This is a genomic window from Flavobacterium hercynium (assembly GCF_002217285.1).
Lineage (GTDB): Bacteria > Bacteroidota > Bacteroidia > Flavobacteriales > Flavobacteriaceae > Flavobacterium > Flavobacterium hercynium.
Genome location: NZ_MUGW01000011.1, coordinates 1 through 15,731, shown reverse-complemented (window position 1 = coordinate 15,731; position 15,731 = coordinate 1). Strand labels below are relative to the sequence as shown.

The following is a 15,731-nucleotide window of genomic DNA, read 5'->3' as shown; positions in this document are numbered from 1 at the left end:
TGCTATGATTAAATTAATAAAAAACAATGCTTTTTTGTCTTTGCGGAAGATAAAAAAAATACAATTAACACTTCTTGTCTTGTTGTTTACATTTTCTGTTTCTTACGGTCAGGAGTTAAACGCTTCTCAGGAAATTACTAAGGCAGTAGATGCTATAGAAAAAATTGAAAAAGCAAATCGTTGGGTTGATAAATTTTCAAATGATAAATTGACAGAACTTCCGGTTGGTATTCGTAAAACTATAAATAACATTCAGTATTCGATCGTAATTAGAGAAGCGTTGCTTTTACCGGAACATACCACTTTGGCAGTTTTTTGCAGAGTTGATATTCCGCAAAAAGATAAAAACGGGAAACCAATACAATTATTTTTCGGAGCAGAAGATGTGAAATTATCACATGAGGGGGGTATAATTGGAGAAGCAAAATTGGTACTGCTGGGAAATGTTGACATTCCGTTTAGTCAAAATAGGTGGCAAGTGTCATTGTACGGCGGTTTTGATTTGAAAAATATTCCCTTTGCAGACTTAACATACCTAACAATTGATTGCGACGGTTTTAAAGAAATGAAAATTTCCGGAGCAGTGGCGTTTTCAAGAGATTTAATTTTACCTATAGATCCAGTATCAAAGATGGTTGATGAAGCTAAAAAAACGATTACTAAAACCTATTATAACGGAAACCAAACTCAAATTTCAAATGAAGTTAGGGGTGAATTTAATACTACGATTGACAATTGGAATGATATTTTAGTAGATGTTAGCTTAGATGCTTTTGTTCTAAAAGATAAAAGGAATACTAAAAATTATGATGGAAATTTTGAATTTCTGGCGAGTAATGCTGTACTTGATTTGAGTGATATCAAAAACAGCTCAAATATAGTTTTTCCAAACGATTATATGTTTAATGGGATATTATTGCCAAACGAACAATCGTGGAAAGGAGTATTTATAGAAAATTTTAAAGTTGGTTTACCAAAGGAATTTAGAACGAATGATTCAGAATCAAAAAAGGAGCGCGTAACTGTTGAATCACATAATCTTATAATAGACAAATTTGGAGTATCCAATACTTTTTCTGCAGATAATGTTTTTGCTCTTGATGAAGGAATTACAAGTACAAAAAAAGCATGGCATTATTCCTTAGAACATATTGATGTAGCAATTGAAGCTAATACGTTTTTAAAAGCTAATATAAACGGTGTAATTCTTTTACCTATTAGTAAACCAACTCCAAAAAAAGATCCCGGCTCTAGCGCAGATCCTACAAAAGGGGAATATGGGTCAATTGACCAGTTAATAGACAGTTTTAAAATTCAGAATGTAGGTTTACCATATACAGGTTTTATTTCAATGGATGAATGTCAATTGACGGCCGTTACGAAAGATTCTATCACCTTCGATTTATGGAAAGCGAGAGCTCTTTTGCATCCCAATAGTTCTATTGAATTAAAATTAAAAGACGGTCACTTTTTGCCAAAAGCAAACTTAAATGGAGTTATTAATTTTGCTGTCAATAAAAGAGCGAATGACCTTGCTCTAATAAAAGGTGGAAAAGCTATAGATTTTAGATCTATTATTTTTGAAGACCTTCAATTACAAACTGTTTCTCCTTATATAGCAGTTAGAAATATGAGTTATAAAGGAAAGGCTCGTTTTGCTAATTTTCCTGTTACAATTGGAGATATTAAGGTTGTTTGTAATGACGATACTGCCCGAATTGATTTTGATCTCGGAATTAGTTTAATGGATGAACTTGGTGCTTCTGCTTCAGCCAGGATTGGTATAAAAGGGAAAATGGATGATGATGGCGTAACACAACAGTGGAAATTCGATGGATTAGATTTATCTGGAATTACAGTAGACTGCCAATTTGGGGGAATAGGTCTTAAAGGGAATTTAATTCTAATGCAGGATGATCCGGTATATGGTGATGGTTTCAGTGCAGATTTACAAGTTGATATTGTAAAGAAAATCAATTTTAAAGCAAAAGCGATTTTTGGACGATCAACCTTTAAATACTGGTACTTTGATGCAGCAGCACAAATAGAAGGTATAGCTGGATCGCCTTTTATGATTACCGGTTTTGGGGGTGGTGGTTATTATAAAATGCGTAGAAATGATAATATTGCTATAGCCAATTTTTCGCCTTCGGGTTTAAGTTATACACCTGACGAAAGTGTGAAATTTGGTATTAAGGCTTTAGTTACCTTTTTCATTGGTTCAGATGTAACATGTAAAGGAGAAGCTGGTTTTGAAATGGAGTTTAATCAAAGTGGAGGAATCAATTCCATGTCTCTTTTCGGAAAGGCAAATCTTCTTCCTAAAGTAAGTAGTTTACAAGATATTACCAAGTTGATTGCTAAGGTAGCAGCTGATAAAAGTGGAAAAGAGAGTATTTTAAGCGTTACCGAAAAACTTGTAGATAAAGGGGATAAAACTTCTAAAATTAAAAAGAAGCTTAATAAAGCAAACAAAACAATTCCAAGTAAAATGCATGATAATTTGGGAATTACAATGACTTTAGGGATTGAATTTGACTGTGTTAATAATTCTGTACATGGGGAAATGGATACCTTCGTTAATACACCTCTTGATATTCTAAAAGGTACTGGAAAAGACGGAAGGGCAGGAGCAGGAGTTTTTCATTATGATGAACAAGACTGGTATCTGTACAACGGAACACCTGATAACAGATGCGGTATAAAATTAGGATTTGGCGGAATCTATGTAAAAACCGGAAGTTATTTTATGGCTGGTACAGTTCTGCCTGGAAGCCCGTCGCCACCGCCGAATGTTGCCGATGTTTTAGGTGTTGATGTGAAACAGTTGCAGTATATGCGTGATGAAAATGCGTTGAAAAATGGAGGAGGAATTGCTTTTGGAGCAAATTTACAGTATGATACAGGTGATTTAGGTTTCGCACTATTCTACGCTCGTTTCCAGTCTGGATTAGGATTTGATCTAATGCTGAAAGATTATCAGCAGGCAAAATGTTATAATACAGGAGATCAGGTCGGAATAAACGGTTGGTATGCAAACGGACAAGCGTATGCTTATCTGCAGGGAGAATTAGGAGTTAAGGTTAATTTGGCTTTGGTGACATTAAAAGTTCCTATTATTTCCGGAAATACTGCTGCAATACTGCAGGCAAAACTGCCAAATCCTGTCTGGATGCAGGGGCATATTGCCGGAAATATGAATGTTCTTGGAGGATTAATTAAAGGAAAATTCCGTTTTAAATTAGAATTAGGAGAAAAATGCCAGTTTGAACAGGAAACTCCATTGGGTGGTATTAAAATAATAACAGATGTAACGCCAAAAGAAGGTTCCGGCGATGTTGATGTATTTGCTGTACCACAAGCAGCTTTCTGCATGAAAATTAATGAAGCATTTGTAATTCCTGAAGAAGATGAAGATGTGACTTATAAAATAATATTAGAAAAGTTTAAAGTTTTTGACGAAGGAAAAGAAATTTCGGGTTCTTTGGAATGGAGTGCTATGAAAGACAGAGTGAATTTTATTTCCAGTGATATTTTACCACCACGTAAAAAACTCAAAGTACAGATAGAAGTGAGTTTTCAAAAATTGGTAGATGGAATATTTAAGACGATAGAAATTGACGGGCAGGTCGCAAAAGAGTTTGAAGAAAGAACTTTTACCACAGGAGGTGCTCCAAATTATATTCCGTTAAACAATGTACAGTATTCCTATCCTGCTGTAAACCAGCGATATTTCTTGGAAGATGAGTATCCAAAAGGATATATTCAGCTCAAACGTGGACAGGATTATTTATTTGAAGATGGACGATGGGAAACAAAAGTAAAATTAAATCAAGACGGAACATCAAATTTTAAGTCTGCTGTGTTTACATACGAGTCAAATTCTAATCAGATTTACTATAATTTGCCTAATATCGATCAGGAGAAAAAATATAACTTCTCTATTGTAAGCAGTTTTAAAGGAGATGCTACAAAGAATGGCTCAGGTAAAACAAAAGTAAATGCGAATAAATTTACTGATGAAGGAAATGATATTGAAATAAGAGAAAACCAAGCTAATGAATTATCTAAAGCAGGAGGAGAAATTGATCGTTTAAATTATTCATTTGCAACAAGTAAGTACAAGACATTCAGATCTAAGATGAATGCTATAAAAACGAAGGGGTATAATTTCGGTGTTCTTTATTCAGATGTTATTTATTTGAGTACAACTATAGATAGTGACGAAGCATTTGATATTGCAGATTTGCAAGGAGTATCGTACGCAGACAATAAGCCTTTGATTAGTGCAGAGTCCAGATTAGATGACGAATATTATAGAACAGATATATTTCCTTATTTGTATAGAGATTACCCTTTAAACGGTACTTATCATATTACGCAAAGAGATACAGAGGAATATGGTGTTGTACCTGCTAAAGCAATAACGTTAAATGCTTCTTATATAAACAGTGTCGAGAATAACGTAAATCATGCATGGACAAGACAAAACTTCCCGTTTAAGTACAACCTGCCATTGGTATACAAGCAAGACTGGACAGATTTAAACAATCAGATTATTAGGGATTATTTTGACGGAGTTGCAGCAAGTCTACCTATTGGAAAACGTTTTTTGAATAGCAGTTATTTATTTATGCGTTATGGTACTTATGATATTGAACTCAAGTATAATTTACCAGGAGATAAAAAATCTTCACCGTTTATATACACGTACAAAAACAAAAATAGCTTTAGATAAGTTTTAAAACCGTAACTTCAAAAGTTACGAAATTTTAATAAAGCCAATACGTCATAAAGATGTGTTGGCTTTTTTTGTGGTTTTTTACGTATTAATTAATACACTGTGTTTTTCAATGAATGTGCTCTACAGGTATCTGTATTGCGTAAAAACGCAATTATGTCCTATCTTGTTATAAATAAATTTTTTCGATTGCAATGCTGCTCATTTTTGTATTTAAGTTTGAAAAATTAATTAAAAAGTAGTCAATATAAAAAGTTGATACTTCCTATTTAGTTCAAATTAGGGAAGTTTTAACTATGTGCAGGCTTAATTGATTAAGTAATTTTATTAATATGAAAATTGAATAGTAATGCCAAAAATCAGAATTATTTTACTCTTATTATTTTTTACATCATTATCATATTCTCAGTCGGAAGAGGCTGTTGAAGATGTACAAAACAATCCATCTGATCTTTCAGAAGATTTGGTTTTAGAAAAAACGCATGAAATTCCGCTTGCTGCTCCAGTTTTTAAAAATTATAGCAGTACAGAAGGCAAAGTAACCTTAAAATGGATTCAAAATGATGGTGAAGATATTGTAGGATGCAAAATAGTACGAAGAGAAAAAGGGCAGCCGGACTGGATAGAAATTAAAGAAGTAAATGAATCCATTACTGAATTTACAGATGATACGGTTGAAAATAGAAAAGTATACCAATATGGGATTATGGCAAAAGATAAAAATGACTTGTCGTTTTTAGAGGATTCTGCCTTAACAGTTACTGTGTTGGATTTTGCACCCCTAAAAGCAATTGGTTTTCTGGAAGGAATTCCAGACAGGCAAAAGAAAAAAATAATTTTGAATTGGGATTATGCCAATAATAAAGACAAAGTTTTAGGAGTAAGTATTTACAAAAATGCTAAAGGATCTCCACCAAAATTGTGGAGAGAACTAGATAGTGATTTAAGAACGACTGAAGATTTCAAACTTAAAATAAACACAGAATACGAATATCATTTTATTGCCAATTTAGAGAGTGATAATCCTGTAAAGGAGGAAATTTTAAAAGTGGTGTATTAAGCTTACGAAGAAATTTGCAGAATAATTTAAAGTCATCGTAAAAAATAAAGATGGGACAAATGTATAACGTTTGTCCCATTTTTTTTATTCTTTAAATATTGGTTTTGAAGTTACTTGTTTTTTCAGGAATAGTAAAATTATTAAGAAAACATATTGTATTAGTATAATCGACACTTAATTCAGAGTAAAGTGTATTTTTTTTGTAAAGCCATGTTCGTAAACAAATCCGGGAAGGAAGACATTCATCTTAAATAGATTTTTATTTGCTGAAACAGTTTCTTGAGCATGGAGAGTGGAGTAAACGCAAAAAAGTAAAAGAAGAGCGTATTTTAATTTCATAATAATATTAGGTGATAGTAAATTGAGAGCAAAAGTAGGATTTAATTTTCCAGAAGCCAATACTGCTGATTTTTATCTGTAGAGAAAAAAAAGTACTTTTGACTGCTTAAAAAAAGAACAAAATCCAATGATTAAAATAAATAATGACCAATCGTTTTTAGTAGAGAATACCTTGTTTTCTTTTGCTTTAGCAATTGAAGCCGCTGATGTTTTTAATGATTACAATACTATTATCACAGGAATAGGAAAAGTGAATGCAGCCTATGAATTATCAAAAATAATTCAGAATAAAAAACCATCACTAATTGTTAATCTTGGATCTGCCGGAAGTAATTTTTTTAAGAAAGGAGATATTATTTGCTGTACTAAATTTATCCAAAGAGATATGGACGTTCGTGGTTTGGGATATGAACTCTATGAAACACCCTTATCAGGATTGCCAACCGTTTTAGAATATGGTTTAAAAATGGATGGTTTGCAGGAAGGAATATGTGGAACAGGAGATAGTTTTGAGATGGGGCATTCAAAAACGGCATATAATGTTGTAGATATGGAAGCGTATGCTTTAGCGATGATTGCCATGAAAGAAGATATTCCGTTTTTATGTCTAAAATACATTTCAGATGGAGCCGATGATAATGCCGCAGAAGATTGGCTCGTTCAGGTTCATAAAGCTGCAGTCGCTTATGGAAATCTTTTGAAGTTGAATAAGAATGAAGATGTAGTAGAATGAGTTTCTTTTAATAATGAAAAATGCGCAAAAATAAATAGCCTGACGACTTTACGTTTTCAGGCTATCTTTTTAGTATTATAAATTAAGTAAATCATGGTTTGCTGGTAGGGGGCATTAGAATTGAACCTTTTTATAATAGCACATTTTTATTAAAATTATTTACCAAGAACCCATCCTAAAGTAAAGTTGGCAATAGGAATAATTTTATTATCACCACTCGTAATACTATAACCAATTCCGCCATTTAACCCAATATTGAAGGCTCCTTTGTAAGTACGTTGAAGTCCCCAGACAGGTCCTAAAAGAAAAGATGAAGTATATTCATTTTCATTTATTAAAAAAGATGGAAAATAGTATGTAGCATTTAAAGCTACAAAATTCCCCGAGTTATAACGAGTTTTTTTTCCTTTATCAGCTCTTTTAGTAAGATTATAATAATGGCGAAATTGTTCGCTTATGGTAGGAAATAATGGCCAATTTTCTCCCTTTTCAGAATTATTGCTATATCCAAAGCCTAAATAAAATTCAGAATGAAGTGTGTTTTTCGTTGTAAAGCCATGTTCATAAACAAATCCGGGAAATAAAACATTGATCTTAAACTGATTTTTTTCGACTTTTGGGATTTCCTGAGCATAAAAATTAATGCTTAAACTAAAAATAAAAAATAAAACGCATACTCGTTTCATAGTAAAAAAATAAATAATGTTGATAATATTGTTTGAAGAAACAACGATTGTGTTAGCCGTTGTATTCGATCGGAGCTCTTTCAATATCAATATGTAAGGAAGGTGGTGTTATTAAGTAGAAAATTGTAATCCAGACAAATATGAATTGAATAGAGCAATTCAATAGAAGTGGTTCGCCTTTGTTTTTGGAGTGATATTACCAGTAAAAGTAATTCGATCGCAAAAATAATACTTTATTTTGAGTTATCAATCGATATTAACTTTTTTTGAAATTTATTTATCTATTAATCAAGTAGTTTGCTAAAATTAAAGAGAATGAAGAAATAATTTCAAATCAAAAGGCAGGAGATAATTTTAGAGAATTTATTACTTGCTCAGCAATTGAGAGCATTCTGGGGAAAAATGCAGATGCAGCACTAACTGCTGCTATAGTATTAGCAGATAATACTGTAGTTTCGGTTGCGGTGTAAACCGTTGCAGCTGTTGCTCCTACAGCTGTTTCAGGAAGTAGTAATAGGGCAAGTACTATAATTAAACTTATACCCATTCCTGCCCCTATTATCATGATAAGTTCTTGTTTATCTGATATGTTAGAATTCCAATAGTTATTCAGAAAAGGAGTAAGTGTTAATTCAAATGTATGTTGACGCATTAATTTTCGAATTTCAAATGCTACTTTTTCTAGTACTCTTTTAGGAACCATTTGGTTATTTCCTGTTGAGTGTATCTCATAAAGAATCAATCCATCCTGCCCATTACCATTGTTGTATCTAAAAGTTGGTTTATAGCAGATCCATTCATATTTAGGATTTTTTGAACTACCTAAGTTGGAAAGTAAAGGAATAATAAGTTGGTTTTTGTCTGGTTTCCACTTAGAATAAATGACATCAATTTTAGTTGGTCCAATTGATTCTCCAGTACTTATTTGAGTACTGTTTATTTCATTCTCAATAAAAGGAATTACTCCTTTTTCAAGAATTTCCTTTTTTGACTCTAAGTCTTCAATAATAGTTTTTGCTGCCTGGGATTCTGTTGTAACTTCGACCATTTCAAAAATAATTTTATTCGGCTCAAATCGAATGCCCAGCATATCAGGTTTTCGAAGACCTCCGGATAATTTAGAGAAGTCTTTTTTATTGGAATACATATTTCTAAAATCTGATCGAAGCCATTTGAGAATAATATTTAATACTTTGCTTTTAGGTAAGCCTCTTAAATAATATTCTGAATATTGTTTTATGCCATCAAAAATGTTACTACTAAATTGTTCAACAGATTTAAAGGCAATATCTCCTCTGTAGTCATCAGTTAAATAGCTAAGACCAGTTATAACATATGAATTTGATTTCCCATACTGTTTTTCATAATAATTTTTGAAATAGGTACTGATCCATATTTCTGCCTGAAGGGCTTCGAGAGTGGGAAATTTATTATTTACAGGTCTATTTGGAACAAGACAGTAATTTTCAAAAAAATCAATAGTAGTACCCATATCAAAGTTGGAATTAATAGGTTGGCAGATCAGCGTTATTTTGTAAATAGACCAATGTGGTTGGCAGTATTACTTCCCAAGGAGTACCTTCGGCAATGGCTCCTGCTAAATCATCTGTTTGATTTCTTAATTCATCAGCAATTGCTATATAAAGATCATTTAGTGAACCATTTTTATTTTTAATAAGGGGAGGGTTGCCATCTTCACCCCATATTTCTCCAGTTTGCATGTAGTGAGTTACCACATCATTATATCCAGGTCTTACCGGGATAACTACTCTGGCTGAACCTGCTTGCAAAAATTTTGTAAAAAGAGGATCATTGTCATATTGTACAGATTTTCTAAGCCATTCTTTTTTTCTGGACCAGAAGTACGAATAAAATAAATAGGTGATGTTTTCCCATTCAAATGCCTGTTCAAAAAACTGAATAATTTTACCCTCCTGTAAAGCATCAGTAATATCGAAATCAGGAGGATTTGATCCGTGATCTTTCATGGCATCAAAGGTACCAAAGACACTTGTATCGGTATCCATGAGTATTTTTATACATTGTTTTTTAAATTCTGTCTTTTCAATTTCTCTGTTAATTTTTGGATTTTGACCGGTTATCATAACGCCTTGTTGTACTTCTTGAGCTGCTATTTTTTGCTCATATTCTAGCTGCATGGCTTTGTAGGCAGTCATAATTTTTTCATAAGTCAGAATTTGCCATTGCTCGTATGTTTCCGGTAATCTTTCTACAAGGGCATATAAATTAATAGAATACGAAAGAACATCCGAACAGTTTACAGAAACCTGAATGATACTATCCGGATAAAATGTATGAAATGGTATAGTATCATTGTTACTATTATTTCCAGCTAAAAATCTTTCATCAAATGCACTGTCATCTTCATTAATTTGTCGGTCATGATCTAAAATCCGAAATATTTTATTGCCTACTGTTAGTTCCATTTTAGGAAATGCAGTCCATATTGCAGATACGTCAAACCAAACTCCTGCGTTGCACTTATAACCAGCAGGTACAATTAGCTCTTTATTGTTTAGTGAAAAACTGGGACCTTCTTTTTTTCTGTCTTTTTCTTGTTCATCCCTTACTAAAACAGTCATACCTTCTTTAGTAATTGCTGTGGAAACGGTTTTGTAAGGAACAGGAGGAGTAGTTACGCCAAGTACATTGTAATCTCGAATATAATTCTGAAAATTATGTTCAGTAATGTCTTTATGCGTGATGAGACTTCCATCTGTTTTCCATTCATTACCATCGAAATTCCATTTATAAGGAGCAATAGGAGGGATGATATTTTTTTTAGGTTGATGGGTCTGGGTGTATTCAAAAAAAGCAGATGGTTCAGGGATTATAAATTCGAACATTAAACGTTTACCGTAATTATAAATCTGGGCTTCATAATATTTATCAACCCAACGATAAATACCTACTGCATGATCGGTCTTGTCTTTATTATCGATACCATGAGTATTTATTTCCTCTACTTCATGGAGTTTTTTTGTGGTGCGTTCTTCTTTTGTTTTTTTCTGTATTCTTGATACTGATTTATCAATTACCTCTCTTGCAAAATTTGCTGAGGTTTTATTAGATTCCTGACTGGAAGTACTATAAGCAAAATCACCATAGGCTCCAAATGTTACCATGCCATAAGATCCGGATACGGTAATACCCGCTTCTACACTCATTTTTTCTTCAATCGTTTTTTCACTTTCCTTTTTTAATTCAAATCTTTCTGTTGTTTGGGTGTCTTTTGTATTTTCTTCTTCAGTTTCGGTAGAAAAAGTAAATATATCTTCAGTACGGTCTAAAATGCGGTGTTTACGTTCTTTATATTCGCCACGTAAAACATTTTCTATATGTGCTACTTCACCTGTCTCATATTTTTTTAAAACCTGTTTTACTACTTTTAGTTCGCCAATTCCCAACGGCTTTATTGAGGGCAAAATGCTATTTGGAGATAATAATACAACCGTTGGTATTTCTTTATTGCGGTTTTTAAAATTTCCAATTAAGGAAGAAAATCCTGGGAAAGAATTTGCTTCCTGTGGTGCCCCCTTAATAAAATCAGGGTCGTTTATATTATTGGCTATTGAATAAAGTTTATCTAACTTTATCTGAAGTTGCGACAAAGGTTCGGTTATTTGAAAATTCTTAGAGACAGTATTGAAATTATCTAAAAACACTTTGGTTGATTCCCTCATGTTGTCAAAGCTTTTTTCATTTATTGACAATCTGTTTTTGAGATAGGTGATTTTTCCTTTTCCGGTTACAGAAAGGTTATTGGTTTCTAATTCAGAATTGTTTTCATAGTGTACGCTTTTTATTTCATCAATAGCTTTGTGAGTGTCTATAATATCAACCCAAAGTTTATTGTATTCTTTTAATTTACTGTCGTTTTTTTCTTCCTCTTTATGGTTTTGAGGTTTAGATGTTGTTTTAGTGCGATTTGAAAACAAATTACTTATAATCGGTTTAGCAGATAATACTTTTTGCAGAGCTTCAAAATTAGAAATTTGAGAATCATATAGTACTTGTAACAAATGAAATGCTCTTAAAGTCTTTGTTACAATGTCAAAATTCTGAGGTTCATTCTTTGATAGAATATAATAGGCATAATAAAGATCCCAGAACATATCAAGCAACTTTTTCGTTTCAGAATTGTCGGAATATAATTTAACAGAAGTGCCAAGGGAACTTTCGACCAATTGATTTAGTTTGTCTGTACTGAAAGTAGCTGAATTAAAAGAAGATGCTATATCAATTAATTTTGTAATAGCTGCACTCTCTTTAGAATTATTAATTTCATGTTGATGAGAGTTGATAAATTTTCTTACAAGATATATAATATGCGTATCATCCTTTAATACTAATTCTCCAATCGGTGTTTTCTCAACAGTTCTCTTATCAGTAAAAAAAAATGTTTCCTGATCTTTTTTGTTTATAGAAACCGGAGGTCGGAGTGCTACAAATTTAAAAATGTCTGTTTTAATTATTGATTCTGCCATTTTATTAAATTTTTAGAATTAAATTAAATTTTTACTTTGAGATTTCAGACGATGGAAAAAATAAATTAAAAAAAACAAGGAACGATATGCTATTTTTAAAATGAATCACTTAATGAATTAACGTCTTAATAGCCTAAGATTGTTCTGTTTTGTTGATTATTTGTGTTTATGTATTTGAAAAAAAGGTGATTACGTTTTGTAAACTTAATGATTTTTATTTATATAAGCTTTAGTAAGTCAGAATAATAATGTTAATGAACGATAATTATAATTCTTTAGACTAATAATGAATAAATTTAAAGTAATACCTAAAAAAGTAATTTCTGAATGATAAAATTGTATAGGATTTGGCTTGATAAGCGAGTTTTTTTAGAAATAAAAAAAGGGAAGATATTTTAATATCTTCCCTTTTTTGTGGAGTCGCCGGGAATCGAACCCGGGTCCAAACAAGCAACTAAAGAGCTTTCTACGCGTTTATTTCCTGATTGGATTTTCGATGTTAAGCTAGGTCAGGAACAACCACTCAACACTTATCTTCTTAATTTCAATCTCCACCCGAAGCTCATGGAAATCTAGGTTTATTTTTACGGTTCCCCTATACTGACCGCCACAAACCAAGGCTTTCAAGGAGAATCCAGCTTTCCTATCTGATAGGAACGTGGCTTAATCTTACTATAATTCGGATTATGCAGCTAAAGCGTAGTTATTTTCGCCGTGTAAAATTGTAAGATCTTATATTTACGAGCAAGGTCTCAATGCTCGACGTGCTTACTTTTCAATTCGACTTGCTGTCAAAACCAGTCGACCCCAAAATTGAGTTTGCAAATTTAGGCTTTTTGAAGTTAGATTAACAATAAAATTTACTTAAAAATTTAATTATTCTTCATCCTTGAAATTAAACGGATAATCGCCGAAAATGGGAGCCAATTTCCGAACGGCATAAGTCTTTCTGGTCATTTTGTTTGATAAGGCAATTATCGTAACATCTTCGTTCATCAGCGTGATGTACGATGAGGTGTTACCGTGCCACCAGCCATTATGAAAATAGTAATTCTGTCCTGAATTCCAATTGATCATGCGGATACCAAGACCATAATTTTTCTCTCCTTTTCGCTCATTGCTGTAACCGGTGTAAACCTGTTTAAGAAGTTCCGGTTTTAAAAAATCAGGTGAATTTCTTGAGCGATCAAATTTTAATAAATCTCTTGGAGTTGAAAATATATTTTTGTCACCGTAAACATTATCCAGATAATCAAAACCAATTTCAACACCATTACCTTTATAAGAAGGCACAATTTTTTTTCTTTCCTTATCATCATCAAAAACATAAGTATGTGTCATTCCAAGAGGTTTGAAAATCATCTCTGACATGGCTTCCTTATAAGTAAGACCTGTTATTTTTTCGATAATAAGCGCCAGCATAGCATAATTGGTATTGCAATAGCTGAAACGTGTACCGGTTTTGGTTTCTAAACCAATATCTTTTGTAGCAAGGAGTTCTAAAATATCTTTATTCGTTAACTGATCGTGTCTGTCCCAAACTGTTTTATCATGATCTGTAAAATAAGCATAATTACGCATTCCGGTTCGATGTGTCAGAAGCATTCTGATCGTACAATCTTCGTAAGGAAAAGTTTTAAGAATTGTATTTACTTTTTGGTCTAATTCAATTTTGCCGGCGTTTACTAATTTTAGAATCGCTGATGCGGTTAGAACTTTACTTACCGATGCAATATGAAGTGGCGTATCAGCTGTAATGGTTGTGCCTTCATTTTTATTCGCAAAACCATTGTATCTTTCAAAGATAATCTGACCGTTTCTTGCGACCAAAAAACTGCCGTTCATCGTATTATTAGGCCAGTTTTTAGTGTAAAAATGGTTAATTCTGCCTGTAACAGAATTTATATAGGCTTGAGATATTTTTTTTTCAGCAGCTAACGGCTTCATTTTAGGTAACGTATCTTCGATCGTTACAATTTCTTTTTCTACTGCTTTTTTATCTTTTCCGCAAGAAGCTAAAACCAGGGATAAAAAAAGTATTTGTGGTATATTTGTTTTTCTAAGGAAGCTCATTTTCATCATTCTTTAAAAACAAATATATAGAATTCAATACTTTTGTTTTGTCATTTTTCGAATATGCGGATAATGGTTTTAACATATTTTTAACTTCTTTTTTTGTTACTAGATTGTGCACCAGCTATTAAAGTTATGAAAATCTTTTTAAAGAGAAAACAACAACAAAAATTTAACTTATTTTGTTATATTTGAAACAAATTGAGTTTAAAAAGTTATATTAATAATTATCTTAATCTGATATAAATGAAATTTGGAATTATAAAAGAGAGAAAAAACCCACCAGATAGACGTGTCGTATTTTCACCAAATGAGCTCGCAAAATTAAAACAACAATATCCAGACGCCTCTGTTGAAGTAGAAAGTTCCGATATCCGTATTTTTTCTGATATTCAGTATAAAAGTTTAGGGATTTCTATTACAGATGATATTTCAGGTGCCGATGTCTTATTTGGTGTAAAAGAAGTTCCTGTTGATAATTTGATTCCAAATAAAGCGTACTTCTTTTTTTCGCATACGATTAAGAAACAACCTTATAATCAGAAATTGCTAAAAGCGATTTTAGAAAAGAATATTGATTTGTACGATCATGAAACGATTGTAGACGATCAGAATCGACGTTTAATTGGTTTCGGAAAATATGCCGGAATGGTTGGCGTGTACAACGGAATCCGTGCTTTCGGAATAAAGTTCGAATTGTTTAAATTGCCAAAAGCAGAAACACTTTCAGGAAAAGACGCTTTGATTGCGCAACTTAAACGTATTACGATGCCGGCTTTGAAATTTGTAATTACAGGAACCGGAAAGGTGGGAAGTGGTGCTAAAGAAATTCTGGATGCCATTAGAATAAAAGAAATTACAGTCGATAATTATTTGACTAAAAAATACACTCAGGCTGTTTACGTACAGTTAGACGTTTTAGAATACAACAAACGAATCGATGGTCAGGAACTTGACTTTAAAGATTTTGTTGCACATCCTGAAGCCTATGTTTCTAATTTTGAAAGATTCACGAAAGTATCTGATATTTATTTTGCTGGTCATTTTCATGCTGCCGGAGCACCCATGATTTTGACAAGAGAAATGCTAAATGCAAGCGATTGCAAATTAAAAATTGTGGCTGATATTTCGTGCGATGTAAACGGGCCAATTGCTTGTACATTGCGTTCTTCTACAATTGAAGAGCCTTTATACGGATACTTTCCATTAGAAGACAAAGAGGTAGATGTCTTTCATCCTGCAGCAGTTGTTGTAATGGCAGTTGATAATTTACCATGCGAAATCCCAAAAGATGCGAGTGAAGGTTTTGGAGAAATGTTTATGGAGCATGTGGTTCCTGCTTTCTTTAATGGTGATAAAGACGGAATTTTACAACGCGCTAAAATCACAGAGAACGGAAAATTAACACCACGATTCAGCTATTTACAGGATTATGTAGACGGGAAATAATTGTGAATTGTGAATTGTGAATTGTGAATTGTGAGTTGTGAGTTGTGAGTTGTGAGTTGTGAGTTGTGAGTTGTGAGTTGTTTTTACGTTATAATAAATTTTAAAAAAAATAGCTTTCTATTTAGAAAGCTATTTTTTTTAA

General features: G+C 32.5%; 8 protein-coding genes and 1 other RNA gene. 4 read left to right on the top strand and 5 right to left on the bottom strand.

Going from position 1 to position 15,731, the window contains the following annotated elements; all coding sequences use genetic code 11:
* Nucleotides 1-4: 4 nt before the first annotated feature.
* The 3 genes from B0A66_RS05465 (at nucleotide 5) to B0A66_RS05455 (ending at nucleotide 6,873) form a co-directional block, all read left to right on the top strand.
* The gene (locus tag B0A66_RS05465; protein WP_123868213.1) at nucleotides 5-4,738 is read left to right on the top strand and encodes a hypothetical protein; all 4,734 of its coding nucleotides are present in this window, start codon (nucleotides 5-7) and stop codon (nucleotides 4,736-4,738) included.
* A 352-nt stretch (nucleotides 4,739-5,090) separates the two neighbouring features.
* Nucleotides 5,091-5,801, top strand: a complete 711-nt coding sequence (locus tag B0A66_RS05460; protein ID WP_089048851.1) for a fibronectin type III domain-containing protein — start codon at nucleotides 5,091-5,093, stop codon at nucleotides 5,799-5,801.
* A 466-nt stretch (nucleotides 5,802-6,267) separates the two neighbouring features.
* Nucleotides 6,268-6,873: a 5'-methylthioadenosine/S-adenosylhomocysteine nucleosidase family protein gene (locus B0A66_RS05455; RefSeq protein WP_089048850.1), complete on the top strand. Its 606-nt coding sequence runs from the start codon at nucleotides 6,268-6,270 to the stop codon at nucleotides 6,871-6,873.
* A 155-nt stretch (nucleotides 6,874-7,028) separates the two neighbouring features.
* On the opposite strand, the gene B0A66_RS05450 is transcribed toward B0A66_RS05455, so the two are convergent.
* From B0A66_RS05450 to B0A66_RS05430, 5 genes are all read right to left on the bottom strand, one after another.
* Nucleotides 7,029-7,559: a hypothetical protein gene (locus B0A66_RS05450; protein WP_089048888.1), complete on the bottom strand. Its 531-nt coding sequence runs from the start codon at nucleotides 7,557-7,559 to the stop codon at nucleotides 7,029-7,031.
* 334 nt (nucleotides 7,560-7,893) lie between these two features.
* On the bottom strand, nucleotides 7,894-9,051 hold the full coding sequence (locus tag B0A66_RS05445) for a hypothetical protein (RefSeq protein ID WP_089048849.1): 1,158 nt from the start codon (nucleotides 9,049-9,051) through the stop codon (nucleotides 7,894-7,896).
* A 13-nt stretch (nucleotides 9,052-9,064) separates the two neighbouring features.
* Nucleotides 9,065-12,067, bottom strand: a complete 3,003-nt coding sequence (locus B0A66_RS05440) for a hypothetical protein (RefSeq protein WP_089048848.1) — start codon at nucleotides 12,065-12,067, stop codon at nucleotides 9,065-9,067.
* A gap of 412 nt (nucleotides 12,068-12,479) precedes the next feature.
* Nucleotides 12,480-12,876, bottom strand: a transfer-messenger RNA (tmRNA) gene (gene ssrA, locus B0A66_RS05435).
* Nucleotides 12,877-12,943: 67 nt separating this feature from the next.
* Nucleotides 12,944-14,146, bottom strand: a complete 1,203-nt coding sequence (locus B0A66_RS05430) for a serine hydrolase domain-containing protein (RefSeq protein WP_089048847.1) — start codon at nucleotides 14,144-14,146, stop codon at nucleotides 12,944-12,946.
* Between the two features lie 240 nt (nucleotides 14,147-14,386).
* Here B0A66_RS05430 and B0A66_RS05425 point away from each other — a divergent pair, with 240 nt between their 5' ends.
* Nucleotides 14,387-15,589: an NAD(P)-dependent oxidoreductase gene (locus B0A66_RS05425; protein WP_089048846.1), complete on the top strand. Its 1,203-nt coding sequence runs from the start codon at nucleotides 14,387-14,389 to the stop codon at nucleotides 15,587-15,589.
* Nucleotides 15,590-15,731: the final 142 nt, after the last annotated feature.

Excerpts from the sequence above, each read along its gene's own strand:
- B0A66_RS05425 (WP_089048846.1), top strand. The coding sequence starts at position 14,387 with ATGAAATTTGGAATTATAAAAGAGAGAAAAAACCCACCAGATAGACGT.
- B0A66_RS05440 (WP_089048848.1), bottom strand. The coding sequence starts at position 12,067 with ATGGCAGAATCAATAATTAAAACAGACATTTTTAAATTTGTAGCACTC.
- B0A66_RS05455 (WP_089048850.1), top strand. The coding sequence starts at position 6,268 with ATGATTAAAATAAATAATGACCAATCGTTTTTAGTAGAGAATACCTTG.
- B0A66_RS05450 (WP_089048888.1), bottom strand. The coding sequence starts at position 7,559 with ATGAAACGAGTATGCGTTTTATTTTTTATTTTTAGTTTAAGCATTAAT.
- B0A66_RS05465 (WP_123868213.1), top strand. The coding sequence starts at position 5 with ATGATTAAATTAATAAAAAACAATGCTTTTTTGTCTTTGCGGAAGATA.
- B0A66_RS05445 (WP_089048849.1), bottom strand. The coding sequence starts at position 9,051 with ATGGGTACTACTATTGATTTTTTTGAAAATTACTGTCTTGTTCCAAAT.
- B0A66_RS05460 (WP_089048851.1), top strand. The coding sequence starts at position 5,091 with ATGCCAAAAATCAGAATTATTTTACTCTTATTATTTTTTACATCATTA.
- B0A66_RS05430 (WP_089048847.1), bottom strand. The coding sequence starts at position 14,146 with ATGAAAATGAGCTTCCTTAGAAAAACAAATATACCACAAATACTTTTT.